This window comes from Janthinobacterium sp. RA13, from assembly GCF_000745325.1.
Lineage (GTDB): Bacteria > Pseudomonadota > Gammaproteobacteria > Burkholderiales > Burkholderiaceae_D > Janthinobacterium > Janthinobacterium rivuli.
This window is the reverse complement of the sequence record NZ_JQNP01000001.1, coordinates 3,272,400-3,298,380: the sequence shown is the minus strand read 5'-3', so window position 1 is coordinate 3,298,380 and position 25,981 is coordinate 3,272,400. Positions and strand designations below refer to the sequence as shown.

At 64.8% G+C, this 25,981-nt stretch carries 20 protein-coding genes; 11 read left to right on the top strand and 9 right to left on the bottom strand.

Translation table 11 applies throughout. The annotated features are described in order from the left end of the window. Positions 1–69: 69 nt before the first annotated feature. Both FG13_RS14610 and FG13_RS14605 read left to right on the top strand, forming a co-directional pair. The gene (locus FG13_RS14610; protein ID WP_235211736.1) at positions 70–627 is read left to right on the top strand and encodes a PadR family transcriptional regulator; all 558 of its coding nucleotides are present in this window, start codon (positions 70–72) and stop codon (positions 625–627) included. 22 nt (positions 628–649) lie between these two features. Next, positions 650–1,477, top strand: a complete 828-nt coding sequence (locus FG13_RS14605) for a siderophore-interacting protein (RefSeq protein WP_051959072.1) — start codon at positions 650–652, stop codon at positions 1,475–1,477. A 103-nt stretch (positions 1,478–1,580) separates the two neighbouring features. On the opposite strand, the gene FG13_RS14600 is transcribed toward FG13_RS14605, so the two are convergent. Then, on the bottom strand, positions 1,581–2,165 hold the full coding sequence (locus FG13_RS14600) for a response regulator transcription factor (RefSeq protein ID WP_035821983.1): 585 nt from the start codon (positions 2,163–2,165) through the stop codon (positions 1,581–1,583). A gap of 25 nt (positions 2,166–2,190) precedes the next feature. Continuing rightward, on the bottom strand, positions 2,191–4,215 hold the full coding sequence (locus tag FG13_RS14595) for a sensor histidine kinase (RefSeq protein WP_035821981.1): 2,025 nt from the start codon (positions 4,213–4,215) through the stop codon (positions 2,191–2,193). Between the two features lie 136 nt (positions 4,216–4,351). Between FG13_RS14595 and FG13_RS14590 the strand changes: the two genes are divergently transcribed. From FG13_RS14590 to FG13_RS14565, 6 genes are all read left to right on the top strand, one after another. After that, a complete protein-coding gene (locus tag FG13_RS14590; RefSeq protein ID WP_402721258.1) occupies positions 4,352–5,344 on the top strand; it encodes a TRAP transporter substrate-binding protein in 993 nt (330 codons plus the stop codon). A gap of 116 nt (positions 5,345–5,460) precedes the next feature. Further along, the gene (locus FG13_RS14585; protein WP_035821976.1) at positions 5,461–6,033 is read left to right on the top strand and encodes a TRAP transporter small permease; all 573 of its coding nucleotides are present in this window, start codon (positions 5,461–5,463) and stop codon (positions 6,031–6,033) included. Then, on the top strand, positions 6,030–7,310 hold the full coding sequence (locus tag FG13_RS14580) for a TRAP transporter large permease (protein ID WP_034746868.1): 1,281 nt from the start codon (positions 6,030–6,032) through the stop codon (positions 7,308–7,310). Before FG13_RS14585 ends, FG13_RS14580 begins: the two co-directional genes overlap by 4 nt. Before the next feature lie 425 nt (positions 7,311–7,735). After that, positions 7,736–8,248: a methylated-DNA--[protein]-cysteine S-methyltransferase gene (locus tag FG13_RS14575; protein ID WP_035821973.1), complete on the top strand. Its 513-nt coding sequence runs from the start codon at positions 7,736–7,738 to the stop codon at positions 8,246–8,248. Then, positions 8,245–9,162 carry a site-specific tyrosine recombinase XerD gene (gene xerD / locus FG13_RS14570; RefSeq protein ID WP_235211735.1) on the top strand — a complete coding sequence of 306 codons (918 nt, stop codon included), beginning with the start codon at positions 8,245–8,247 and terminating at the stop codon, positions 9,160–9,162. The genes FG13_RS14575 and xerD overlap by 4 nt, the downstream gene beginning before the upstream one ends. A gap of 80 nt (positions 9,163–9,242) precedes the next feature. Beyond that, positions 9,243–9,446, top strand: a complete 204-nt coding sequence (locus FG13_RS14565; RefSeq protein WP_035821971.1) for a hypothetical protein — start codon at positions 9,243–9,245, stop codon at positions 9,444–9,446. A 69-nt stretch (positions 9,447–9,515) separates the two neighbouring features. On the opposite strand, the gene FG13_RS14560 is transcribed toward FG13_RS14565, so the two are convergent. The 3 genes from FG13_RS14560 to FG13_RS14550 are packed head-to-tail and all read right to left on the bottom strand — an operon-like array spanning position 9,516 to position 15,010. Then, positions 9,516–10,793, bottom strand: a complete 1,278-nt coding sequence (locus FG13_RS14560) for a TolC family protein (RefSeq protein WP_035821967.1) — start codon at positions 10,791–10,793, stop codon at positions 9,516–9,518. Then, entirely contained in the window at positions 10,780–13,884 is a 3,105-nt protein-coding gene (locus FG13_RS14555; RefSeq protein ID WP_051959071.1) for an efflux RND transporter permease subunit, read from the bottom strand. The genes FG13_RS14560 and FG13_RS14555 overlap by 14 nt, the downstream gene beginning before the upstream one ends. Then, a complete protein-coding gene (locus FG13_RS14550; RefSeq protein WP_035821964.1) occupies positions 13,877–15,010 on the bottom strand; it encodes an efflux RND transporter periplasmic adaptor subunit in 1,134 nt (377 codons plus the stop codon). Before FG13_RS14550 ends, FG13_RS14555 begins: the two co-directional genes overlap by 8 nt. 236 nt (positions 15,011–15,246) lie before the next feature. Between FG13_RS14550 and FG13_RS14545 the strand changes: the two genes are divergently transcribed. Further along, positions 15,247–15,927, top strand: coding sequence for a response regulator transcription factor (locus FG13_RS14545; RefSeq protein WP_035821962.1), 681 nt, complete (start codon positions 15,247–15,249; stop codon positions 15,925–15,927). Continuing rightward, positions 15,920–17,317, top strand: coding sequence for a sensor histidine kinase (locus tag FG13_RS14540; protein WP_035821959.1), 1,398 nt, complete (start codon positions 15,920–15,922; stop codon positions 17,315–17,317). Before FG13_RS14545 ends, FG13_RS14540 begins: the two co-directional genes overlap by 8 nt. On the opposite strand, the gene FG13_RS14535 is transcribed toward FG13_RS14540, so the two are convergent. From FG13_RS14535 to FG13_RS14520, 4 genes are all read right to left on the bottom strand, one after another. Beyond that, a complete protein-coding gene (locus FG13_RS14535; RefSeq protein ID WP_046686166.1) occupies positions 17,309–17,620 on the bottom strand; it encodes a hypothetical protein in 312 nt (103 codons plus the stop codon). The genes FG13_RS14540 and FG13_RS14535 overlap by 9 nt on opposite strands. Beyond that, positions 17,620–18,339, bottom strand: coding sequence for an MgtC/SapB family protein (locus FG13_RS14530; RefSeq protein ID WP_198521463.1), 720 nt, complete (start codon positions 18,337–18,339; stop codon positions 17,620–17,622). Before FG13_RS14530 ends, FG13_RS14535 begins: the two co-directional genes overlap by 1 nt. Positions 18,340–18,701: 362 nt before the next feature. Further along, the gene (locus tag FG13_RS14525; protein ID WP_035821953.1) at positions 18,702–21,815 is read right to left on the bottom strand and encodes an efflux RND transporter permease subunit; all 3,114 of its coding nucleotides are present in this window, start codon (positions 21,813–21,815) and stop codon (positions 18,702–18,704) included. A gap of 3 nt (positions 21,816–21,818) precedes the next feature. Beyond that, positions 21,819–23,051, bottom strand: a complete 1,233-nt coding sequence (locus tag FG13_RS14520) for an efflux RND transporter periplasmic adaptor subunit (RefSeq protein WP_035821952.1) — start codon at positions 23,049–23,051, stop codon at positions 21,819–21,821. 390 nt (positions 23,052–23,441) lie between these two features. Here FG13_RS14520 and FG13_RS14515 point away from each other — a divergent pair, with 390 nt between their 5' ends. Beyond that, positions 23,442–25,973 carry a sensor domain-containing protein gene (locus FG13_RS14515; protein WP_081922816.1) on the top strand — a complete coding sequence of 844 codons (2,532 nt, stop codon included), beginning with the start codon at positions 23,442–23,444 and terminating at the stop codon, positions 25,971–25,973. Positions 25,974–25,981 lie beyond the last annotated feature (8 nt).

The following is a 25,981-nucleotide window of genomic DNA, read 5'->3' as shown; positions in this document are numbered from 1 at the left end:
GGCCATCATCATCACGGCCATTGCGGCCAGCATCACCACCACCATGGCGAGCATCGCCACGAATACTCCATGCATGGCCGCGGCCCGCGCGGCTTCGACGAGCGCGGTGATGGCATGGGCCATGGCGGCCCCGGTGGCCCAGGTGGACGAGGGCGTGGCGAGCGGGCCGAGCGCGTCTTCGGCCGCGGCGACCTGCCGCTGATCGTGCTGGCGCTGATCGAAATCAGCCCCCGCCACGGCTATGAAATCATCAAGGCCATCGAAGAGCGTTGCGGCGGCGCGTACGCCCCCAGCCCGGGCGCCGTGTATCCGACCCTGACCTTGCTGGAAGAGCAGGACCATGTGACGTCCTCCGAAAGCGCCAGCGGCAAGAAGCTCTACACGATCACGGACCTGGGGCGCGCGTATCTGGACGAGAACCGCGCCCAGGTCGATGGCATCCTGGCCCGGCTCGACATGTTTGCCCGCGTCCAGGCGCGCAACGCCTTGCCCGAGCGCGTGCGCCAGGCCATGCACACGCTCAAGCATGCACTGTTGCTGAACAAGACCAGCTGGAGCGAGGCGGAAGCCGAGCGCGTCTCCGCCGTGCTGGAACAGGCGGCGAACGCCATCGTCGACGGCCACTGAGCCCACTTTACAAGGACAAGCAATGACTAACGCCTCACCTGCAACGCCACGCCCGCACGCCATCGAGCGTGTGCGGCATGACTTGACACTGCGCGTGCTCACCGTCGTGCGCACCGAGCAGATCACGCCGCACATGCGCCGCATCACCCTGGCTGGCGACGACCTGGACGGCTTTGTCTCGCCGGCGCACGACGACCATGTGAAACTGTTCTTCCCCGCCCCGGGGCAGACCACCCCCGTGTTTCCCGTGCTGGGCAATGGACCGAATCCCATCCAGTACGCGGAAGGCGCGCGCCCCATCGCCCGCAACTACACGCCGCGCCGTTACGACGCCGCGCGGCGCGAGCTGGAAATCGACTTCGTGCTGCATGGCGACGGCCCCGCGGCCAGCTGGGCGGCGCAAGCGCAGCCTGGCCAGACCCTGGGCGTGGGCGGCCCGCGCGGCTCGATGCTGGTGCCGCTCGATTTCGACTGGTATGTGCTGGTGGGAGACCAGACGGCCTTGCCGGCCATCACCCGCCGCCTGGAGCAACTGCCGGCCACGGCGCGGGCGATTGCCGTGATCGAGGTCGTCGAAGACGGCGAACGGATCGCGCTCGAGTGCGCGGCGCAGCTGGACGTGCGCTGGGTGGCGCGCAATGGCCGCAGCGGCCCCTTGTTACTGGAAGAATTGGCGAAGGTCGCGCTGCCATCTGAGGGCGACGGCTATGTGTGGGTGGCGTGCGAGCATGCGCAGGTGCAGGGCTTGCGCGGGCACTTTATTGACGCCGGTGTGCCGAAGCAGCATCTGCATGTGGCCAGTTACTGGAAGCATGGGGCGGCCGAGCATCATGAGCATCACGATGAGTGATGGTGGTGGTGTCGGCTTACGCGCTGCGCGCTAAGCCGACCTACAGTGGAATGTAGGTTGGATTAGTGGCGCGCCAGCGCCGCGTAATCCAACATGACGGTCATTATTTTAACAACCCCGCCAGCTCCACCGCCGTCTTGACCTGCATCTTGTCGAAGATATGCGCTCGGTGGACTTCCACGGTGCGCATGCTGATGCCCAGCTTGTCGGCCACCACCTTGTTCATCTTGCCCGCCAAAATCAGGTCCAGCACTTCGCGTTCGCGCGTCGACAGGGTGGCCAGGCGCGCGTGCACGGCGGCCAGTTCGCCCGCCTGGCGCGAGTTGGCCAGGCCCTGCTGCACGCGGTCCATCAGGTCGTTGTCGTTGAACGGCTTTTCAAAGAAATCAAAGGCGCCCCGTTTCAGGCTGTCGACGGCCATCGGCACGTCGCCGTGGCCGGTGAGGAAAATCACGGGCAGGCGCGCCGTCAGGTCGCGCTTGACCAGCTGGTCGAACATGGCGATGCCGTTCATGTCGGGCATGCGCACGTCGAGCAGCACGCAGTCGCCGGCGGCATCGAAGCTGCCATCGAGGCTATCGAGAAATTGCTGGGCGCTGGCGTAGTTGCGCGATTCGATGCTGCGCGAGGCGGCCAGCCAGGACAGGGAGTCGCGTACGACTTCTTCGTCGTCGATAATGTGTAGCATGGAGTCTCCGGCTTGTCGTTATGCGTTATGCGTTATTGCTTGGTGTGGCGCGCGGCGCGGCCGGCACACTGAATGTAAAGATGGTACCGCCAGCGGGGTTGGCGCCGAAGGTCAGCGCGCCGCCGTGAAATTCGATGGCGGTGCGGCAGATGTTCAGGCCCATGCCCATGCCTTCGGACTTGGTCGAGAAAAACGGCGAAAACAGCCGCTCGGCCACGTCCTGGGGAATGCCATGGCCATGGTCGATCACGTCGACCGTCACCATGTCCTGCTGCGCGTCGTGGCTGGCCCGCAGGCGCATGATACGCCGTCCCTGCGCCGCGTCCTGCATGGCCTCGATGGCGTTGCGCGTCAGGTTCAGCAGCACTTGCTCGATCATCACGGGATCGGCGCGCAGCAGCGGCAGGTCCGGCGGCAGCTCTTCCTGGATGGTGACATAGTATTTGCGCGCCTGCAGGTCGATCAACGCACGGATGCCGTCGATCAGGGTGCGGATGGCGATATCCTGGCGCTGCGGCTCGCTCTTGCGCACGAAATCGTGCACGCTGCGGATGATCTGGCCGGCCCGCTGCGCCTGCGCGCTGGCCTGTTCCAGCGCCGGCTTCAATGTATTCGGCTCGACGGGTGCACCGCTGTCGATGGCGCGGCGGATCAAATTCAAGGCGCCCGTCGTATAGCTGGAAATGGCCGCCAGCGGCTGGTTCAATTCGTGCGCCAGCATCGACGCCAGCTCGCCCATGGTGGCCAGGCGCGAGCTCGTTTGCAGCTTTTCCTGCTGCTGGCGATTCAGTTCCTCGACCCGCTTGCGGTCCGAAATATCGAGCACGGAACCCATCCAGCCCGTCTGCTGGCCGTTCTTGTCCACCAAGGGCGCCTCGAAGATCAGCACGGCCACGCGCGTGCCATCGGGACGCTGGAAATAGGTTTCGAACTGCGGCGTGGGATTGCCCGCCAGCGCCTTGACGAAGCGCTGCTGGTATTCTTCCAGCGCCTCGGGCACCCAGTAAGGCATGGGCGGCAGGCGTCCCAGGATTTCCTCGGGCGGATAGCCGACGATCTGGCAAAACGCGGGATTGACGTAGGTGACTCTTCCTTCCAGGTCGCGCGCGCGCATGCCCGTCACCAGCGAATTTTCCATCGCCGTGCGAAACAGCATCTGCTGGCGCAGCGCGCCTTCGGCCACCAGGCGGCGCGAAATGTGGCGCCACAAGGCCAGCAAGCTCCACAGCAAGCCCAGCGACAGGGCGATGACGGAGCCGACCAGCAAATTGGGCAGCAATTTCGGCTGGCTTTTCACGCTGTCGGTAAACAGGGTGATGCTGGCGCCGGGCACGTCGAGCGCGCGCTTGTGCGTGTACACGCCGTGGCCGGGACCGGCGGCGGCGCGCCGCGCCAGCACCTTGTCGTCGCGGTCGATCAGCGAAATCTGGTTATCCTGGGCGAACCACCACGGCACCATTTCATCGAGCAGGCTGCTGATCTGGTAGGTGGCCACCAGGCTGCCCACGTAGCGCTGGCCGTCGAACAGGGGCTGATGGTAATCCATCAGCATGGCGCCGGGCGGCGCGTCGGGAAAGCCCGTCTGCTGCGAAGGCTGGGCGTACTGGCCCCGGTGCAAACGGCGCGCATTGTCGGCCGCCGTCAGCGAGGCCGGCGAAAACGACAGGGCGTGCGGCAGGCTGTTGTCGCTGGTGACCAGCACCTTGCCGCTGGTGTCGAGCCACAGCACGCGCTGCAATTCGCGGCCATTGCGCAACATCTGCTGCAGCCGTTCGTGCACTTTTTCCGCGCCCAGCGAGGCGCTGGCGATGTCCACGCCCAGGTTGAACAGGCTTTCCTCGTTGCGCGCCAGCTGGAAGCGGATGGTCTGCTCCACCCACAGGGTGTCGGCGATCAGCTGCTCCTGGCGTTCGTTGCTCTCCATCTGGCGCGCCTGCCAGGGCAGCCAGAACAGGATGGACAGGAACAGCAGCAGCAGGATGACGGGCAGCAGCCAGCGCATCGGGCTCGATAGCTTGAAGCGGCGTGCAAGGGTGGGGGGAGTCGGCATGGCTGGCAGGGTAGCGGCTTATCGGGAGCCGGCTATTGTGGTTAACCACAATAGCCGAAGCAGTTTCTTTGGCACAATATCCAAGTAGACAAATAATAAAGTTTTTTCAAAAACCACTCAGGAGACAAAAATGCAGATGAAAACCATGTTCGTCGCGCTGTGCGCGGCCATTGGTGCCACCGCCGGCGTGCACGCTTACGCGCAAGCCCCCATCGTCATCAAGTTCAGCCACGTCGTGGCCACCGACACGCCGAAAGGCCAGGCCGCCGAACGCTTCAAGCAGCTGGCCGAGAAAGCCACGAATGGCAAGGTCAAGGTCGAACTGTACCCGAACAGCCAGCTGTACAAGGACAAGGAAGAACTCGAAGCCCTGCAGCTGGGCGCCGTGCAGATGCTGGCGCCGTCGCTGGCCAAGTTCGGCCCGCTGGGCGTGAAGGAATTCGAAGCCTTCGACCTGCCCTACATTTTCCCCACCAAGACGGCGCTGTACAACGTCACCGAAGGCGAAATCGGCAAGAGCCTGCTGAAAAAACTGGAACCCAAGGGTATCACGGGCCTGGCCTACTGGGACAACGGCTTCAAGGTGATGTCGGCCAACAAGCCGCTGCACATGCCGGCCGACTTCAAGGGCCTGAAAATGCGCATCCAGTCGTCGAAGGTACTCGACGCGCAAATGCGCGCGCTGGGCGCCAATCCGCAAGTGCTGGCCTTCTCGGAAGTGTATCAGGCGCTGCAGACGGGCGTGGTCGACGGCACGGAAAATCCGCCATCGAATATGTACACGCAAAAGATGCATGAAGTGCAAAAACACGTGACCGTGTCGAACCACGGCTACCTGGGCTATGCCGTCATCGTCAACAAGAAGTTCTGGGATGGCTTGCCGCCCGATATACGCGGCCAGCTGGAAAAAGCCATGCGCGAGGCGACGACGTTTGAAAAAGCCATCGCCCAGCGCGACAACGACCAGGCCCTCGACGCCATCAAGAAAGCGGGCAAGACGCAGATCTATACCCTGACGGTGCAGGAACAGGCCGAATGGCGCAAGGCGCTGGCGCCCGTGCAGAAGGCCATGGAAGGGCGCATCGGCAAGGACCTGATCTCGGCCATCAACAAGGAAAGCGCGAAGTAATCGCGCTGGCCGCGCCACCCGGCGCGGCTGTCAGGGACCTCCCTGTCTTTCTGCAGCAACGGCACCTGCGCGTCCTGCGCGGGTGCCAGCGTACCCGCATTCTTTGAAAGTCCACCATGAAATTTCTGGATCACCTGGAAGAGTGGCTGATCGCGACCCTGATGGGCGCGGCCACCTTCATCATCTTCGTCGCGGTCGTGCACCGCTACCTGGCAGGCTTGCCTATTCCCGGCCTGCAAGACTTCCTGATTCAAATCAATACCAGCTGGGCCCAGGAACTGTGCATCTACATGTTCGTCTGGATGGCCAAGTTCGGCGCCGCGTACGGCGTGCGCACGGGCATCCACGTGGGTGTCGATGTCTTGATCAACCGCATGAACCCGCGCTGGCGCGACCGTTTCATCGTCTTCGGCCTCGGTGCCGGCGCCCTGTTTACGGGCATCGTCGGTACTTTGGGCGCCAGCTTCGTGTGGTCGATTGGCCACACGGACCAGACCTCGGCCGACATGGAAGTGCCGATGTGGCTGGTCTACCTGGCCGTGCCGCTCGGTTCCTACCTGATGTGCTTCCGCTTCCTGCAAGTGATGGTGCATTTCATCAAGACGGGTGCCTTGCCGAAACACGACCATTCGCACGTCGAGGGCCTGGAAGACGAACTGACGGCTGAAGAAAAAGGAGCCAAGGCATGAACGCGCTGATCATTTTTGTGTTGCTGCTGGCGCTGATGCTGACCGGCATGCCGATTTCCATTTCGCTGGGCCTGACGGTACTGACGTTCCTGTTTACCATGACCAGCGTGCCCATCGAATCGGTGGCCCTGAAGATTTTCACGGGCATCGAGAAATTCGAGATCATGGCCATCCCGTTCTTCATTTTGGCGGGCAACTTCCTCACGCATGGCGGGGTGGCGCGGCGCATGATCAACTTCGCCAGCTCCATGGTGGGCCACTGGCATGGCGGCCTGGCGCTGGCCGGCGTGATGGCGTGCGCGCTGTTTGCCGCCGTCTCCGGTTCCAGCCCTGCCACCGTGGTGGCGATCGGCTCCATCATCCTGCCGGCCATGGTCAAGCAGGGCTACCCGCGTGGTTTCGGCGCCGGCGTCATCACCACTTCGGGCGCGCTGGGCATTCTGATACCGCCATCGATCGTGATGGTGATGTATTCCGTCAGCACGAACACGTCCGTTGGTAAACTGTTCATGGCGGGCGTGATTCCCGGCATGATGCTGGCCATGCTGCTGGGCCTGACCACGTGGTTTTTGGCGCGCAAGCACAACTATCCGCGCATGAAAAAGGCCAGCTGGGGCGAGCGCTTCGTCACGTTCAAGAAGAGCGCCTGGGGCCTGCTCCTGATCGTCATCGTCATGGGCGGCATTTATTCCGGCGCCTTCACGCCGACGGAAGCGGCCGCCATGGCTGCCGTGTACGCCTTCATCATCGCCGTCTTCGTCTACAAGGACTTGAAGATCAAGCAAGTGGGCAAGGTCTTGCTCGACTCGGCCGCCATGTCGGCGATGCTGTTGTACATCATCACGAATGCCGTGCTGTTCTCGTTCCTGATGACCAGCGAAAACATCCCGCAAGCGATGGCTGAATGGATCACGGGCAAGGGCCTGGGCGTGATCAGTTTCTTGCTGGTGGTCAACGTGCTGCTGTTGTTGGCTGGTAACGTCATGGAGCCATCGTCCATCGTGCTGATCATGGCGCCGATTTTGTTCCCCGTCGCCATGAAGCTGGGCATCGATCCTGTGCACTTCGGCATCCTGATCGTGGTCAACATGGAAGTGGGCATGTGCCATCCACCTGTGGGCTTGAACTTGTACGTGGCGTCCGGCATCACCAAGATGGGCATCTCGGAGCTGACCGTGGCCGTGATGCCATGGCTGCTGACGATGCTGGCCTTCCTGGGCTTGATTACCTACGTACCACAAATCTCGCTGTGGCTGCCAAATTTAATTTACAACTAAAACAGTTGTCCCCGTCATGGTGCAAAAAAAGTCGATACGGCCGAATAAATGCGCTATGATGGGCAGCCTTAAGGGGAAACACGTATATGCATATACGCTCCGGTAGCAAGGCTGAAATACAGAATTGGTAACAAGGTTAGTGGGGGAGTGGTCTATAAAAACGGTATTGATACCGGGGATATATTGAGGAGACACACGTTTCACAGAAGTTGTTGAGTCATAGCTGTCTGCGGCCACAAGCCGGCACCGGCGGACCCAAACGACCGGGAACGTGAAGCAATATTTGAAGCGCACCGACTGGTGCGCTTTTTTTTCGTGCGCAGGAAACGTCCGCCGGCACGCCCAAAGACGGTGCATAATTCCCGTGGCGCCGGTTCCCGCGCCGGCAGGTTGCATATATGCCACACTTGAATAATGATCAGCAGATGAAAAAACAACAGGGCAGTGAACTGTTCAGCGCCATCGTGGCCGCGCCGTTCGGCGCCATGGGCGTGCGCGCGCACGATGGCCAGGTATGTGAGCTGGTGTATCTGCCGCCGCACTTTGCCGAAAAAGACGCGCAGGATGCCGTCTCCGAGCTGGCATGCCAGCAACTGGCGCGCTATTTCCGCGATCCCGATTATGTCTTCGACCTGCCGCTGGCCGCTTCGGGCAGCGCCTATCAGCAACGGGTGTGGGCGGCGATCCGCGGCATTGCGCGCGGCCAGGTGCGCACCTATGGCGACGTGGCGCGCCTGATCGGCTCGGCGCCGCGCGCCGTGGGCCAGGCTTGCGGCGCCAACTGGTTTCCCGTGGTGATCCCCTGCCACCGGGTCACGGCCGCTGGCGGCCTGGGCGGCTTTGCCCATCACGACGACGCGACGGGATTTCATTTGGGCGTCAAGCGCTGGCTGCTGGCGCATGAAGGCGTGGCGGGCATGGGGTGGTCAACACGATGATGAACAGCCTGCTGGCGCCCGACAACGCCACCCTGATCGATGAATTCTGCGACAGCCTGTGGCTGGAAGACGGCCTGTCGAAAAATTCGCTCGATGCCTACCGGCGCGACATGCGGCTGTTTGCGCGCTGGCTGGAAGTGGCGCGGCCCGGGCGCGAGGGCCTGTACGAAGTCTCCACGGCCGACATCGAAGCGTATTTCGCCGCCCGCCACGACGAGAGCAAGGCCACGTCGTCGAACCGGCGCTTGTCCGTGCTCAAGCGGTTTTACCAGCTGGCCTTGCGGCACAAGCATATCGCCGCCGACCCGTGCCTGAAGATGGTCTCGGCCAAGCAGCCGGCGCGCTTCGTGCATACCCTGAGCGAAGCGCAGGTGGAAGCCTTGCTGGCGGCGCCCGACGTGAGCACGCCGCTGGGCCTGCGCGAGCGCACGATGCTCGAACTCATGTATGCGAGCGGCTTGCGCGTGTCGGAACTGGTGGACTTGAAATCCGTGGAGCTGAGCCTGAACGATGGCGTGCTGCGCATCACGGGCAAGGGCAGCAAGACGCGGCTGGTGCCGTTCGGTGAGCAGGCGCGGCTGTGGATAGAGCGCTACCTGAAGGAAGCGCGCGGCGTCATCCTCGACGGGCAAATGGACGACGCGCTGTTCGTCACGCGGCGCGGCGGCGCCATGACGCGGCAAATGTTCTGGGTCATCATCAAGAAACACGCGCTGAGCGCCGGCATCACGGCGCCGCTGTCGCCGCACACCTTGCGCCATGCGTTCGCCACGCATTTGCTCAACCATGGCGCGGACTTGCGTGTTGTGCAATTGTTACTGGGGCACTCCGATATTTCCACCACGCAGATTTACACGCACGTGGCCCGCGAACGGCTGAAACTGCTGCATGCGCAGCATCATCCGCGCGGCTAAAAATTTTGTATTTGCTCCAACTGCGTCATAATGTGTCCTATGTGCTTATCTGTAACAATAAAAAACTAAAGAGGTAGTAAATGGCCAAGACAAATTTCCAATACGAAAAACGGCAAAAAGAGCTGGAAAAGAAGAAGAAAGCCGAGGAAAAAGCCAGACGCAAGCTGGAAGCGAAGAACAATCCGAAGCCGGCCGATGGCAGCGAAAGCGATGAGCCGGAAGCGGACGACGCCGATGACGCCGATCCGGCCGCCGAAGGCGACGCACCCGTCCAGCCGCAGTAATTCCCCGTTCCTGACGACCGGCGCGGCACCATCGCCGCGCCGGTATCCCCTCGTTCTACTTTCTCCCCGCTACAAGCGCGGCCGCTGGCCGATCGCCAGTTGCAGCTGCGTGCTGGCGATGGCCGCATCGGCGCGCGCCTGCGCATAGCCCTGGTAGGCCTCATCGGCCGAACGCTGCGCCGCCAGCCATTCCAGCAGTGAGGCATTGCCTTTGACGTAAGACAGGCGCATGCCGTCGACCACCTTTTGCGCATCGAGCAGCACGCCGTCACGGTAGCGCGCCAGCCTGTCCTGCGCCGCACGCAGCTGCCGCTGCGCCGTGCGCACCTGCGTCTCCGCCGTCAGTTCCGCCTGGCGCAGGGCCAGCATCGCCTGCGTCACACTTGATTCCGCCTGCACGATATCGCCCGTGTCGCGCCGCGACAGGGGGATTGGAATGGCCAGCGAGATGGACAGCGCGCGCGAGCGGGCCGCGCCTTCGACGGGATTGCCGCTGCCATCGATGCCGTCATGGTAGCCGCGCGCGGCGGCCAGGCCCACGGTGACGGTCGGATCGACGGCGCGGTTGGCGCGCACGAGCGCCGCGCCATCGCGCAGATTGTCCAGAGTGGCGCGGGCGATGCGCACGTCGCTGCGGGAGCCGAGCGCTTGCGGCAGCAGCACGCTGGCATCTCTGTCCTCAAACGCGGCGAAGTCGCAGGCCAGCCGCGCGTCCGGAAACAGCGCGTCGAACTGGCGCCCCAAGGGCGGCGACAAATTCAACATGGCGCTGTCCGCCTCGCTGCGCGCCTGTGCCAGCTCGGCCTGGAACTGGTCGCGCTCCACGCGCGACTGCAGCAGCTCAATGCCGCCCACGTCGCCCGCCTTGCGCCGCACGGCGTTCGCTTCCACCACTGTCGACAGGGCCGCCATGGTCTGCTCCTTGCGCGCGACGACTTCGCGCGTGCGGCACGCTTCCGTGAACGCGGCGGCGGCCGTGCCATACAGTTCGCTCTTGAAGCCGGCCACCGTTTCCTCGGCCAGCGCGACGTTGCTGTGCGCCGCCTTGATGCGCGCGGCGCGCTTGCCGCCCGTCTCGATGGCCATGCTGATGGCCGGGTTCCACGTGACGGGACGGTGTTCGACGCTGCGCACGGTTTCGCGCGTGGCGCCCAAGGTGAACTCAGGGTCGGGACGCAAGCCAGCGATGCTGACGCCGGCCTTGGCCGCAACGATGCCTTCCTGCTGCGATTGCAGTTCCAGGCTGTGGCTTTCCACGGCGGACAGGTAAGTGTCAAAGCTCAAGGGCGTAGCAAGGGCGCATGGCGCGATCAGCCAGGCCGCCAGCAATACATTAAAACGTGTCATGGGGTTCTCCTTCGGTATGCGTCTGGCGTTTTTGCAGGTGCGCCTCGATCAGGTAATACAGGGCCGGCAACAGCAGCAAGGTCAATGCCGTGGCCGTCACCAGGCCGCCCACCACGACGGTGGCCAGCGGGCGCTGCACGTCGCTGCCAAGGCTTGTTGCCAGCATGGCCGGCGTCAGGCCCAGGGCGGCGACGGTGGCCGTCATCAGCACGGGGCGCATGCGGTCGCGCGCGCCTTCGAGCACGGCCTCGCGCAGGCTCTTGCCCTCTTCGCTGCGCAAGCGGTTGATCTGCGCCAGCATCAGCACGGCATTCAGGACGGCCACGCCGAACAGGGCGATGAAGCCGACGGCACTCGATACGTTCAAGGTCATGCCGCGCAGGTGCAGCGCGGCCAGGCCGCCGAGCATGGCCAGCGGCACGGCCAGCAAGACCAGTGCGGGCTGGCGCAGGTTGCGGAACTGGCCAAACAGCAGCAGGAACATGGCGCCCAGGGTCATCGGCAGGATCAGGGCCAAACGGCTTTGCGCGCGCTGCAGGTTCTCGAACTGGCCGCCCCATTCGACGCTGATGCGCTGATGCTCGCTGGCCACGGCTTGCGCCACCAGCGGGCGTGCTTCGGCCAGGAAACCGGCCAGATCGCGTCCGCGGGCATTCAGGCGCACGATGATGTGGCGCCGTCCCATTTCGCGCACGATCACGCTTTCGCCCGAGGTGGTGCTGATGGTGGCCACCTGCGCCAGCGGAATCCTCGCGCCATTGGCGGCCGTCAGTTTCAGGCTGGCGATGGCGTCCGGGCTGGAACGCGTGGCGGGCGGGAAGCGCACGGCGATGTCGTAGCTTTTTTCGCCCACGTAGACCTGGCCGATGGGGGCGCCGCCGATGCCGGTGGCAATCAGGTCAGCCACGTCGGCCGCATTGATGCCGTAGCGGGCCGCCTTGGCGCGGTCCAGTTCCACCTTCAGGTTGGGCAGGGGCGGCTCGACGTCCACGGCCACGTCGGAGGCGCCGTGGACAGTTTTCAAGACATTGGCCACCTTGCCGGCGATGGCGCGCACTTCATCGAGGTCGTTGCCGAAGATTTTCACCGTCAGGTCGCTGTGCGCGCCCGACAATTTATCCTGCACGCCGTCGATCATCGGCTGCATGAAGGCCACCGTAAAGCCGGGCATGCGGGAGAAGCGTTCATTCATCTTGGCGATCAGCTGCTGCTTGCTCATGCCGGACTTCCAGCTTTTGTACGGATGCAGTCCCACGCTCGCCTCGATGTGCGACGGCGTCCAGTAATCGGTGCCGTCATCGTTGCGTCCCGTCTGCGTGACGATGGTCGACACTTCCGGGAATTCCAGCGCGGCGCGGCGCAATTCGCTGGCCATCCCGGAGGCCTTGTCCAGGGTGATCCCGGGCGGCATCTGCACCTGCAGCCACAAGGAACCTTCATCGAGGTAAGGCAGGAAATCGCGCCCGATGCCGCCGCCCAGGATGGCAAGCGCCGCGAGCGATCCTGCGCACACCATCGCCACCCAGCGCTTCTGGCCCACCATGCGCTCGAGGAAGCGGCCGTACGCGCCCGCCAGCTTGTCCAGCGCGCGGTTGTGGAAGGTGCGGCGCGGCTTGCGCAAGGCCAGCCAGGCCAGGCCGGGGATCAGCACCAAGGCCACCACCAGCGCGCCCACGAGCGCCGCGCCCACCGCATACGCCATCGGCGAAAACAGCTTGTATTCGATGCGCTGGAAGGCGAACAGGGGCAGGTAGGCGGCGATGATGACGGCCATGCCGAACATGATGGGGCGCGCCACCTGCAAAGTGGCGTCGATGGCGTCCTGCAGGGTCAGAGGCCGTTCCTGATCCCGTTCGCGGCGGCGCAGCATGTTTTCCAGTACCACCACGGAACCGTCGACGAGGATGCCGAAGTCGATCGCCCCCAAGGACAGCAAATTGGCGGGAATTTTAAAATGGTGCATGAAGATGAAGGCGATCAGCAGGGCCAGCGGAATCGTCAGCGCGACGATGGCGGCCGCGCGCGGGCTGCCCAGATACAGCAGCAGCACCAGGGCGACGAGCAGCATGCCTTCGCCGAGGGTGAATCCGACCGTGTGCAGGGTGGCGTCGATCAGCGAGCTGCGGTCCAGGTAGGGCACGACTTTCACATCCTTCGGCAGCAGCTTGGTATTTAAATCGTCCACGGCCGCATGGATGCCGGCCAGCGCTTCGGACGGATTGAAATCCTTGAGCAGCAGGGTGATGCCTTCGATGGTGTCGGGGTTGTCATCCTTGCCGAGGATGCCGCGCCGCTCCACGTTGCCGTAAGCGAGCTTGCCCAGGTCTTTTACCAGCACGGGCACGCCATCCTTGCTGCTGACGACGACGTTGCCCATGTCGTCGAGGGTATGCAGCAAGCCTACGCCGCGCACCACGTACGATTGCTGGCCGCGGTCGATCACGCTGCCGCCGCCGCTGATGTTGTTGGCGTTGATGGCGTCCTTGACCTGCGCCAGCGAGAAGCCGTAGCTGTCCAGCTTTGCGGGGTCGAGTTCCAGCATGAACTGCGTCGTCAGGCCGCCGAAATTGCTGACGTCCGCCACGCCGCGCACTTGCTGCAGGCGCGGAATCACGGTCCAGAACTGCAGTTCGGACAGTTCGCGCAAGCTGCGCGTTTTCGATTCCAGCGTGTAGCGGTAGATCTCGCCCGTGGGCGAGGTATAGGGATCGAGCCCCGGCTTGGCGTCGTATGGCAAGTTCACGCTGGCCAGGCGTTCCTGCAGCCGTTCGCGCGTGAAGTAGCCGTCGCTTCCATCTTCGAACACCACGGTGATCAAGGACAGCGCGAACAGGCTGCGCGTGCGTAGCACGTGCATGCCCGGAGTACCGAGCAGGGCGCGCTCGAGGGGAATGGTGATCTGCTGCTCGATTTCCTCGGCGCCCAGGCCCGGCACCTGCGTGACGATCTGCGAGGTGACGTCGGCGATGTCGGGATACGCTTCGATGGGCAGCTGCTTCCAGCAATAGACGCCGTAGGCGGCGACAAACAGCAGCACGAGCCAGACGATGCCGCGCCGCTGGCAGCAGGTGGCGATGACACGGTCAATCATTGAGCAGCACTCCTTCCTTGACGACGATGCGTTCGCCGGCCTTCAGACCGGAGACGATTTCCACCTGTTCTCCATGGCTGGCGCCCACTTCCACCGTGCGCGGCGTAAATACCAGCGGGCTGCGCTCGACCATCACGCGCGTCGATGGCCCGCTTTGCAGCACGGCGGCTGCCGGCACGAGGAGGGCGCGGCGGGAAGCGCCGGCGAATCCCGCGTGGGCGAACATGCCGGGCTTGAACGCGCCGGCGCGGTTGTCGATGGCCACGCGCACCTTCACCGTGCGCGTCTCGGGATCGAGCACGGCGCCCACATACGCGACCTTGCCTTCGAAAGCCTTGCCGGGCCAGGCGTCAACGCTGATGCGGGTCGCCTGGCCCACGGCCACCTGCGCCAGATCCCGCTCGGCCACATTCGCCGACAGCCACACGGTGGAGAGATCTGCCACCGTCATGACGGGTGCGTTGATATCGTTCCAGTAGCCGCCCTGGGCGCCTTCCATGGCGATCACGGTGCCGGCGATGGGCGAACGCAGCACGTAATCGCGTCGGGCGCGGCGGGTGCCGCGCACGTCGGCGCCGTACTGGGCCAGCTTGTCGGCGCTGGCTTGCGCGTCGCTGCCGGCCTGGTCGTAGGCCGCCTGGGCCGCTTCGTACTCCTTGCGCGCGGCGATCTCCGCCTCGAACAGCGTTTTCTGGCGCTCGAGTTCCTGGCGCGCCTGCAGCAGGGCGGATTTCGTTTTGCTGTCGTCCGCGTAGGCGGCGCTCAGTTCCGCCGAGTCGAGCGTGAACAGCGGGTCGCCCGCCTTCACGCTGTCGCCCAGTGAACGCTGCAAGCGCGTGATGCGCCCGGCCAGCGGCGGCGTGATTTTCACCAGTTTTTCCGGCATCGCTTCGATGCTGCCCGGCGCCTCCGTCTGCGTGGCGATGTCCTGTTCCTGCACCGCGGCGATCTGCAGGCGCTGGCGCAGCGGCGACATCTTGTCGACGGCGATGCTGCCATCGTCCAGGTGCGTCGATTGGGCGGGCGGCGTGGCCGCCGCCGTCGGCTTGGCGCAGCCGGCCAGGGCCGAGCAGGCGAGAGCGAGGGCGCAGCTGGCGCCCAGGGCGTTGCGGGTGGTCGTGTTCATCCCGTGTTTCCTTGTTATTGATGGTGAGGGGGCATGCGTGGATGCCGTGCCCAGGCGGGCGGTCAGAGGGGAGTGCAAGCAGCGTCACAGCGTCACTACAGCGCCGGGAAAGCATAGCAATGTGCTCCTGAAGAAGCGCCCAAGAACGCCTGAATCATTCTTCAGGTTCGGTGCGCGCACGGTGGAGCGCGGTAAAATGACAGCATGAAAAACACGGCGCGACGCGAAAGGCAGGCATGAGAATCCTCCTGGTGGAAGACGACCGCAAGGCGGCGCGCCTGCTGGCCCGCGGCTTGCAGGAAGAAGGCTTTGTTGTCGATGTGGCGCACAGCGCGGAAGAGGGCGAGGATGAAAGCTACGCCGTCGACTATGACGCGATCGTGCTGGACTGGATGTTGCCGGGCAAGCAGGGCATCGACTTTTGCCGCGACCTGCGCGCGCGCGGCATCCAGACGCCCGTGCTGATGCTGACGGCGCGCGACGCCACGGCCGACCGGGTGGCGGGCCTGAACACGGGCGCCGACGATTACCTCACAAAGCCGTTTGAGTTCGAGGAACTGCTGGCGCGCATCCGCGCCTTGCTGCGCCGCTCCGACATCAGCCGCCCGCTGGTGCTGGCGCTGGCCGACTTGACGCTCGATCCCGTCAGCCACCAGGCCACGCGGGCCGGCGCGCCGCTGGTGCTGACACCCAAGGAATATGCGATTCTGTTGATCCTGCTGCGCCAGGCGGGCGAAGTGGTCAGCCGCGCGCGTCTGGCCGAGCAGATCTGGCAGGCGGACCTGATCGGCATCGATAACCTGATCGACGTCCACGTACGCAATTTGCGAGGCAAGGTCGATGCTCCGGGTTTGCCTCCGTTGATCCACACGGTGCGCGGACGCGGTTTCCGCCTGGCGGAAAACAACGGTGGCTAGCTTTCGAAAACGCTTGCTGCTGGTGCATCTGGCCGTCATCCTCGCCATCGTCGCCTGCACGGCGCTGGCCGGCTACTGGGGCCTGTCGCGCGCCGTGCATGGCCAGCTCGATGCGGCCCTGATGGCGCTGGCCGAGACGGAAATGGCCATGCTGCCTGCCGCGCCGCGCCAGCCGGTGCAGGTGCACGAGGTGGCGCCGGGCCTGGCGCAGCCCTCATTGACGCGCCTGGACCGCCTGGTGCAGATCATCGATGGCGAAGGCCGCGTGCTGGCGCGCAGCCGCAATCTGGAGGCGGCGCAGCTGCCGGCGCCGCCGGCCTTGCTGGCGCGCCTGGCGGCCGGCGAGACCGTCTTCGAGACCCTGCCCAAGTTCGGCGAAGAGCCGTTGCGCATGATTTCCATTCCCGTGCCCTCGTCCGGCGCGCGCCTGGCGGTGCAGGTGGCCGGTTCGCTCGACGACACCAATCACGTGCTGGCCGCGGCCACGGTGCTGTTTGGCGCCATGGCGCTGGCCTTGCTGGCGGCCGTGGGGCTGGCTGGCGAAATGCTCACGCGCCGCGTGCTGGGCGCCATCGACGACGTGGTCGATCAGGCCCATTCGATCGGCGAGGCCAGCCTGCACCAGCGCCTGCCCCATCCCGGCACGCGGGACGAAATCGGCCGCCTGGTCGATACCCTGAACGCCATGCTGGACCGCCTGGAACACGGCTACGATGCGCAGCGCCGCTTCACGGCCGACGCCTCGCACGAATTGCGCTCGCCCCTGTCGCGCCTGCGCACGGAAATCGAAATCACCCTGCGCCGCCCGCGCGAGTCTGCCGAATATGTCGACGCGCTGGCGTCCTGCCTTGATGAAGTGCAGCGCCTGACGACCCTGGTGGAAGAGTTGCTGATGCTCACGCGCCTGGACGTGGGCCAGGAGCGCAATGCCGTGGAAACCATTGAACTTAATCCTCTCGTGCGGGCGGCCGCGCAGCGCCTGGAAAAGGCGGCGGCGCAGCGCGGCATCCGCATCGTTGTTGATGACAGTGTGGCCGTGCAGGCGCGGGTGGCGGCCGGCCCGGTGGATCTGGTGCTGGCCAATCTGCTCGATAACGCCGTGAAGTTTTCGCCGCCCGACAGCATCATCACGGTGCAGGTGGCGCGCGAGGGCGACCATGCGTTTGTCGGCGTGGCGGACGCGGGACCGGGCATCGGCGTGGAAGACTTGCCGCATCTGTTCGAGCGTTTTTACCGGGGCGCCAAGGCGCGCGCCGGCGAGGCGCCCGGCTTCGGCCTGGGACTGGCCCTGTCGCAAGCCATCGTCCATGCGTATGGCGGCAGCATCGAGGCGCAGAACCGTCCGCAAGGCGGCGCCCTGTTCCTCATGCGCCTGCCGGCCTCAGATTGAGGGCGCGACGCCTTCCCAGCGCACTTGCCGCACTTGCGGCCAGGCGCCCGCGCGGTTGACGAAGCGTACCAGCACGGCGCGCTGCACGGCCTGGCACAGCACCGTGGCGATCAGCTGCACCACTTGCCGGGCTTCGTCCCAGCTGCGCAGCATCTGCGACGGCGCCAGGCCCGCGCCTTTGAGTTCGGCCAGCAGCAGGCGCACCACGTGGTCGGCCTGCGCGGCGGGACAGGTGACGGTCAGGCGGTAGGTGGCCACTACGGGACCGCGCCGGGCAAACCAATGGAAGAATTTTTTCATCATCACACTCCTCGTTCGGCGACAAATTCCGCGTTGTTCACCAGCGCCCAGCGCACGGCCGAGACGCTGCCTTCCAGGCTCACCTGGCTGACGATCTGCTCCAGCAATCCCAGGCTGGACAAGGGCGTGAGCAGGTCGGCGCGCACTTCGATGCGCCCCGCGTGCGCCGCGTCTTCGCTGTGCAAGGATTGCAGCATCAGGGCCGGCATGCCGCTGATCATGCGCAGCATGAGGTTGCGCACCTGGACTTCCTGCTCCGCCTCGCACACGGCCGTGACGCGGTAGATGCTTTCCGTCTCGATGCCCGCTTCGCTGCCGTGCGCGTTGATGCGTTGCGCCAGGTGCCGCAGCACCAGGTTGGCGATCAGCACGAAGCCCGTGCCGATGGCCGCTTCCAGCGCAAACCCCAGGCCGCACAGGATGCCGATGGCGGCCGAGCACCACAGGGTGGCGGCCGTGTTCAGGCCGCGCACCGTCATGCCTTCGCGCATGATGACGCCGGCGCCAAGGAATCCAATGCCCGACACCACCTGCGCGGCGATGCGCATGTGGCCAGCGCTATCGCCTTCGAGCACGGATACCATCACGAACAGCGAGGCGCCGACGGACACGAGCGCGTTGGTGCGCAGGCCCGCCATGCGCTGGCGCAGCTGGCGTTCGGCGCCGATCATGGCGCCCAGGGTCAAGGCTGCGGCAACGCGCAGCGCAAAGTCAAATACCACCATTATTTCTCCCGGCTGGGGAGGAACAGGCGAGTGCACAAGGCGAAGACAATTCGCCCCGAAAGGGGGCAGCAGACGACAACGGTGGAACGATGAGGGGGAAGTGGCGGCGAATGGACATCGCCGCTGGTAAAACCGCACCTTGCCGAGGGCAGGGCGGGCGGAATGCGCGCGTCTTGCCTAAGGCCGATCGCCGATGGTCAATCGACTACTGTCACTGGAACAAGCACCCACGAGTCACTCCATATCATTGATAACGGGGACAGTCTAGCCAGTGGGGCCGCTTTGGTCAACTGAAGCTCTCTTCAGGAAGCCGCCGCGTCGTCCCCGCCAATGCGGGGACGGTGAAGGCGACCGGTGGATCAATGGGCGTGTGCCTTGCCGTCGCCGGCGGATTCGGCATGCTCGCCGCCGCCAAAGAAGCGCGCGGCGCGCTTGCCCAGGCTATCTAAATAGGTGTAGGCGACGGGCACCACTACCAGGGTCAATAGCGTCGAGGTAATCACGCCGCCGATGACGGCGCGGCCCATCGGCGCCTGCGATTCGCCGCCGTCGCCCATGCCGATGGCCATCGGCAGCATGCCGAAGACCATCGCCAGGGTCGTCATCAGGATGGGGCGCAGCCGCACTTGCCCCGCTTCCATCAGCGCCTCGAACTGCCCCAGGCCTTCGCGCTGGCGCTGGTTGGTGAAGTCGACCAGCAAGATCGCGTTCTTGGTCACTAAGCCCATGAGCATGATGAAGCCGATCACGGAGAAGATGTTCAGGGTGCTGCCCGTAATCAGCAGCGCGGCCAGCACGCCGATCAGGGAGAGCGGCAGGGACACCATGATGGCGATCGGCTGCAGGAAGCTGCCGAACTGCGAGGCCAGCACCAGGTAGATGAAGATCACGGCGATGCCCAGCGCCATCATCGCGCCGCCCATGGTTTCGGCCATCTGCTGCGCATTGCCGGCCACGTCGAAGCGCACGCCCGGTGGCAGGTCGATGGACTTGATGGCTTTCTGCACGTCGGCGTCGACGTCGCCGGCGGGGCGGCCCTGCGTGCCCGCATAGATGGCGACCCGGCGCTGCAAGGCCTGGCGTTTCAGCACTTGCGGGCTCGATGACGGCACGAAGTCGACCACCTGGCGCAGCGGAATCATGACGGGCTTGCCGTTCGCATCGAGTTTGCTGGACGCCAGCGACAGGTCGGCCAGGTCGGCCACTTTCTGGCGGCCCGATTTGGGCAGCTGCACGTTGACGTCATAGTTTTGCCCGTCGCTGGCCAGCCAGTGGCTGACCGTGTCGCCCGCCACGAACGGACGCAGGGCATTGCCAATCTGCTGCACCGACAAGCCCAGGTCGCTGGCCAGTTCGTTATTGATCTTCACGGTGGTCGACGGATTGGCGCCTTCCTGGCTGTACTCCATGTCGGCCAGGCCCTTGATGCTGCGCATCTTGTCCATCAGGCGGTGCGCCACTGCATCGAGCTTGCCTTCATCCGTACCGAGGATGGCGATGAAGATGGGGCGGTTACCGACGGACAGGGTGATGCCGGCGATCGGCGCCAGGCGTTCGCGGATCAGTTTTTCCAGTTCCTGTTGCGAGCGGCGCTTGTGCGTCTTGATGTCCGTCAGCTTCAGGTTCACTTCGGCCGCGTTGCGTCCATCGGGCGTGCCGATATTGGCCACCAGGCTGTCGATTTCGGGGAATTCCTTCAGGGCCGTTTCGATCTGGCGCACTTTGCTATCCGTGTATTCGAGGCTGGAGCCGACGGGCGTCTTGAAGCGCAGGTTGACCCAGCCCTGGTCTGTCTCGGGGAACATCTCGCCGCCGATCATGGGCACGAGCATCAGGCTGCCCGCGAACAGCGCCACGGCCGTGGCCAGGGTGGTCTTGCGCCAGCGCAGGGCCACTTTCAGCACCTTGCCATACCAGACGTGCAGGCGGTCGATGCCCGTCTCGATCCAGGCCATGAAGCGGCCCAGCCACGGCACGTACTTGAAGCGATCCTTGACGGGGTCGCGCCAGACGGACGACAGCATGGGGTCAAGGGTAAAACTGACGAACAGCGAGACAAGAACGGCGACGGCCACGGTGATGCCGAACTGCAGGAAGAAGCGGCCGATGATGCCGTCCATGAAGGCGACGGGGACGAACACGGCGACGATGGCGAACGTGGTGGCCATCACGGCGAGACCAATTTCATTGGTGCCGTCGTTGGCCGCCTTGTAGTGATTCTTGCCCATGCCCAGGTGGCGCACGATGTTTTCGCGCACGACGATGGCGTCATCGATCAACAGGCCGATGCACAGGGACAGCGCCATCAGGGTCAAAAAGTTCAGCGTAAAACCGAAGGCCTTCATGGCGATGAAGCTGGCCAGCACGGAGATCGGCAGTGTCAGTCCCGTGATGATGGTCGAGCGCCACGAGTGCAGGAACAGGAAGACGATCACCATGGTCAGCACGGCGCCTTCGATGATGGTGCGCTTGACGTTATTGAGCTGGCTTTGCACGCGCTCCGATTCGTCGTCGAGCACGCGCAGCTTGATATCGGGCGGCAGGGTCTTTTGCAGGTCCGCCGCCACTTTCAGGATGCCGGTGCCCACTTCGACCACGTTGGCATCCTGCACCTTGGTGATTTCCATCGTCACGGCTTGCTGGCCGTTCATGCGCGAGATCGACAGTTCCTCCTGCTCGCCGTCGACGACGGTGGCCACCTGGTCCAGGTACACGGGGCCGATGGCGCGGCGCGCGACGATGATCTTGCCGAACTCGCGCGCATCCTTGATCTTGCCTTCCACGCGCACCAGTTGTTCGGCCGCGCCATGGCTGATCGAGCCGGCCGGCAGATTGGTATTCGTGGCCTGGATGGCGCGGATCACTTCATCGACGCCGATGCCCTGGGCATTGAGTTCGATCGGCTTCATGCTGATGAGGATCTGGCGCGCGCGCAGGCCGCGCAGCTTGACTTGTCCCACGCCGGCCACGCTCTGGAAGCGCTTGCTGATGATTTGCTCCGTCATGGTCGACAGCGAGCGCAGGTCATGTCCGGTCGACGTCAATACGATGGTGGCGATGGGGCGTTCGTTGTCGCCTTCGGCGCGGGCGATGAACGGGTCCTTGGCTTCTTTCGGGAAGCGCGGACGCACCAGGGCCACCTTGTCGCGCAAGTCCTGCATGGCCTTGTCCATATTCGTCGACAGCTCGAATTCCAGGTAGACGCCGGCGCGTCCTTCCCACGAGTTGGCGCGGATGGTCTTGATGCCGCTGACGGTGTTGACGGCGTCCTCGATGGGGCGCGTGATGTCGTTTTCCACGGCTTCGGGCGAGGCGCCCGGATAGTTCACTTCAATGGCGGCGAACGGGAACTGCACGCTGGGCATGCTTTCCACGCCCAGGCCACGGTAGGAGAAAATGCCCAGCACCACCAGCGCCACCATGACCATGGTGGCGAAGACGGGGTTTTGAATACTGACTTTGGTCATCCACATGGCTTAATCCTTCCGTGCCAGCACGGCTGCCGGCGCGGCGGGCACGCCCGGCTGTGCGGCGAAGGTCACGCTGTGGCCCGGCTTGACGCCATCGAGTTTGGCGACGATGACTTTCGCGCCCGGCACCAGGCCGGAGGTGACTTCCGCATAGCCTTCATCCTCGTTGCGCAGTCCCAGGGTGACGGGCTGGGCGACGACCTTGTTGTTCACCAGCGCATATACGACGGGGCCCTGCTTTTCATTGCGCACGGCCGTCAGGGGCACCAGCGGCGCCACGATTGAGCGCTCGGTGACGATGCTGCCCTTGGCGAACATGCCGCCGCGCAGCGCGCCATCGCCATTGTCGACGGCGATGTAGACGAGCATGGCGCGCGAGCCGCTCTCGGTGGTGGGGTTGATGCGCGTGACCTTGCCGGCGAAGTCGCGCGCGCCGAAGCCGTCGACCTTGAAGTGTACATCCTGGCCCAGCTTGATGCGGGGGATTTCCGCGCTGGGCACGGGCGCTTCCAGGGTCAGCTGCGCCAGGTTGACGATGGTGTAGACGGGCATGTCGGGCGAGACTTTTTCACCGGCCTGCAGGTGGCGCTTGCTGACGATGCCAGCCATCGGCGCGCGGATTACCGTGTCGGCCAGCGCGATGCGGGCGATGTCGACCATCGCGGCGGCGGACTTCACATTGGCGCGCGCCAGGTCGACCGAGTTTTGCGTCGTGTCGTAGGCCGTTTGCGAAATGTATTTTTGCTTGAGCAGGGCCTGGCTGTTCGCCTCGTTTTTACTTGCCATGGACAGGCGCGCCTGCGCTTCGTCGAGCATGGCTTGCTGCTGCGTCAAGCGGGCGCGCAGGTCGGCCGCGTCCAGACGCACGAGGATTTGCCCATTCGCCACTTGCTGGCCTTCCTGCAAGGTGGTTGCCTCGATCACGCCGGAAACCTTGGCCTTGATGGTGGCCTGGGTCACGGGCGCCAGCGAACCGGACAGGGGCAGGCTGATGGACAGCGCGCGCGCATCGATGGCGGCCACGTCGCCCTGCGCCAGTTCATGCACGGGCGTCTTTTCCTGCTCCTTCTTCTTGCTCGCCTGCAGTTCGGCCGCCTTGGCGGCTTGCTGCTTCGATTGCATCACCGTCCAGCCGCCGCCGGCTAGGCCCAGCACGACGAGGATCAGCACGGGCGTGCGCCAGCGCCGGCGGCGCGTGGCGGCAAGGGGGGAGGCGGGGGGCAGGGTCTCGTTTTTCATAGGTTTTTTTCAGGAGCGGCGCAGGGCTTCGGCGCCAGGTCTCGGTACGGCCGGCCTGTCGCTGGCCGGGAGAATTCGGGTAGCGCATCACCGTGGTGGTCGCAGACAGCACGCCTGCCGCTGCGGCCGTTCACGGCGATGCGCATGTTGCCACTTTAGGAAGATTCAAGTCCGACCGCCATCGCCGTGCGACAGATTGCACAAAATCGGGGCTGGAATGCAAAAAACGGCGACCGGAACCAACTTGCCCGCGTCGACGCCGTGCGCGTCACGATGCTTGCGCATCCTCAAGAAGCCGATTCTCCGGCGCGCAAGAATGGTCAGGATGGTTGCGCCACCGGACAGGCCATACGCCCGCCGGTCGCCGCGCGGCCGCGCCACGGGGGGCTGATGTCTGATCGGATTGCCGGAGCCGCCCCGTCGCCGGGCCGTTTGCTGGCCGCTGCCGAACCGCAGGCGGGCGCGGCCGGCAAGGCGCTCGATTTGCTGTCCATCATCGTTGCCGCCGTCGAACAGGCACCGGGTCTGGCCGTGCGCGGCATCGACCGCGATGGCATCGTGCGCTACTGGAGTGTTGGCGCGGCGCGTCTGTACGGTGTGACGGCCGAGCTGGCGCTGGGCCAGCCGTGGGCCAGGGTGGCCGCCGCGTTGCCGGATGCCGCCACGGTGGCCGAGGAGCTTGCCGGCGAACTGGCGGCCGTGTGGGAGAGCGGCAAGGCGCGCAGCACGCGCCTGTGGAAGCTGGGCGCCGACGGGGCCGCGCCGCGCTGCATCTGTTCCACCGTATTCCCCGTCATGCAGTCCGGACACGTGCGGCAAGTGGTCTGCATCGATGTCGACATCACGGCCAGCGGCCAGGATGGCGCCGCGCAGGGCGCCTTGCTGCTGATGGGCGACAATTTCCGCCAGCTGTACCAGAAATCCGCCGACGCCATCCTGCTGCTGCGCGACGAGCATATCGCCGAGGCGAATCCGGCCGCCATCGCCCTGTTTCAATGTGAAGACCGGCAGCGGCTGCTGGGGCGCCGTCTCAGCGATTTTTCCCCCTTGCGCCAGCCTGATGGCGCATTGTCCTCGTTGCACGGCACGCAGCTGGCGGCGCAGGCCCACGCGGACGGCAATTGCCGCTACGACTGGCGCTATCAGACGTGCACGGGCGAGCTGTTCTGGGGCGAAGTGCTGCTCACGTCCGTCACGCTCGACCACACCTATCTGTTTTATGCCGTGATCCGCGATATTTCCTCGCGCAAACTGGCCGAGCGGGCTCTGTACCTGTCGGCACAGGTGGTCGAGCATGCGCGCGAGGCCATCGTCGTGCTGGACCCGCAGCAGCGCGTCGTCAGCATGAATCCCGCGTACAGCGAGATCAGCGGCTACAGCCTGGACGACATGCTGGGCAAACCCTTCGTCCTGCAGGGCGTGGAGCCGGATGCGCCCGCGTTTTTCGACCATGTGTGGGACGAAGTCGAGGCGAACGGTTATTGGCAAGGCGACATCATGGGCCAGCGCAAGGCGGGCGGGCGCTACCCGGCCTGGCTGTCGCTAACGGCCATCCGCGACCCGCAAGGACAATTGAGCAATTACCTGGCCATCCTCAGCGACATCAGCGAGCGCAAGAAAAACGAGGAACACACGCGCCACCTGGCCGAGCACGATTTCCTGACCGACCTGCCGAACCGCGTGCTGCTGCTGGACCGGCTGTCGCTGGCGCTGGCGGCCGCGCGGCGCAAGCTGAGCATGCTGGCCATCCTGTACCTGGACCTCGACCACTTCAAGCACATCAACGATAGCATGGGCCACCACGTGGGCGACTTGCTGCTCAAGGAAGTGGCGCGGCGCCTGGTGCGCTGCGTGCGCGGCGTCGACACGGTCAGCCGGCATGGCGGCGACGAGTTCGTCATCATCCTGGCCGAGGTGGGCGGCATCGACCAGGTGGCCCACGTGGCGGCCAGCCTGCTGCATGCCGTGACGCAGGTGTACCAGCTGGGCGACTACGAACTGCATGTGTCGACCTCGATCGGCGTGGCCATCTTTCCCAGCGATGGCGACGGCATCGACAGCCTCGTGCATAACGCCGACATCGCCATGTACCACGCCAAGGAAAGCGGGCGCAACAATTTCCAGTTTTTCAATGCCGAGATGAATGCGCAAATCGTCGAGCGGGCCAGCCTGGAGCAGGGCTTGCGCGAAGCGCTGGGACGCGATGAATTCGTGCTGGAGTTCCAGCCCGCGCTCGATGTCGCCAGCGGGCAGATCCTCGGCGCCGAAGCGCTGTTGCGCTGGCGCCACCCGCAACTGGGCGTGTTGCCGCCCGAGCGCTTCATCGCCGTGGCCGAGGAATGCGGCTTGATGGTGTCGATCGGCAACTGGGTGCTGCGCCACGCCTGCCTGCGCGCGCGCGCGTGGCACGATGCGGGCCATGACTGGCGCGTAGCCGTGAATCTGTCGCCCGCGCAATGCCTGCACAATAATTTATTGCTCAGCGTACAAGAGGCGCTGGCCGTGTCGGGTTTGCCTGCCGCCTGCCTGGAACTGGAAGTGACGGAGTCCTTGCTGATGAAGGGCGGCGCGCGCCTGGCCGGTGTGCTGGCGCAGCTGCGCGCGCTGGGCGCCAGGCTGGCCATCGACGACTTCGGCACCGGCTATTCGCGCCTGGCCAATCTGCGCCATTACCCGGTGGATAAACTCAAGATCGACCCCTCGTTTCTGCCCACCGCCGATGGCGCGGCAGGCGAGTCCGACACGGCCGTCGCCGCCACCATCATCGCCATGGCGCGCGAGCTACAATTGACGGTGATCGCCGAAGGCGTGGAAACGGCGCAGCAGCTGGCATATCTGCGGGGGCAGGGCTGCCAGCAATACCAGGGGCGTTATGCCAGCGCGCAAGTGGAGGGCAGCGTGCTGGCGAAGTTGCTGCATTAGTTATTGCA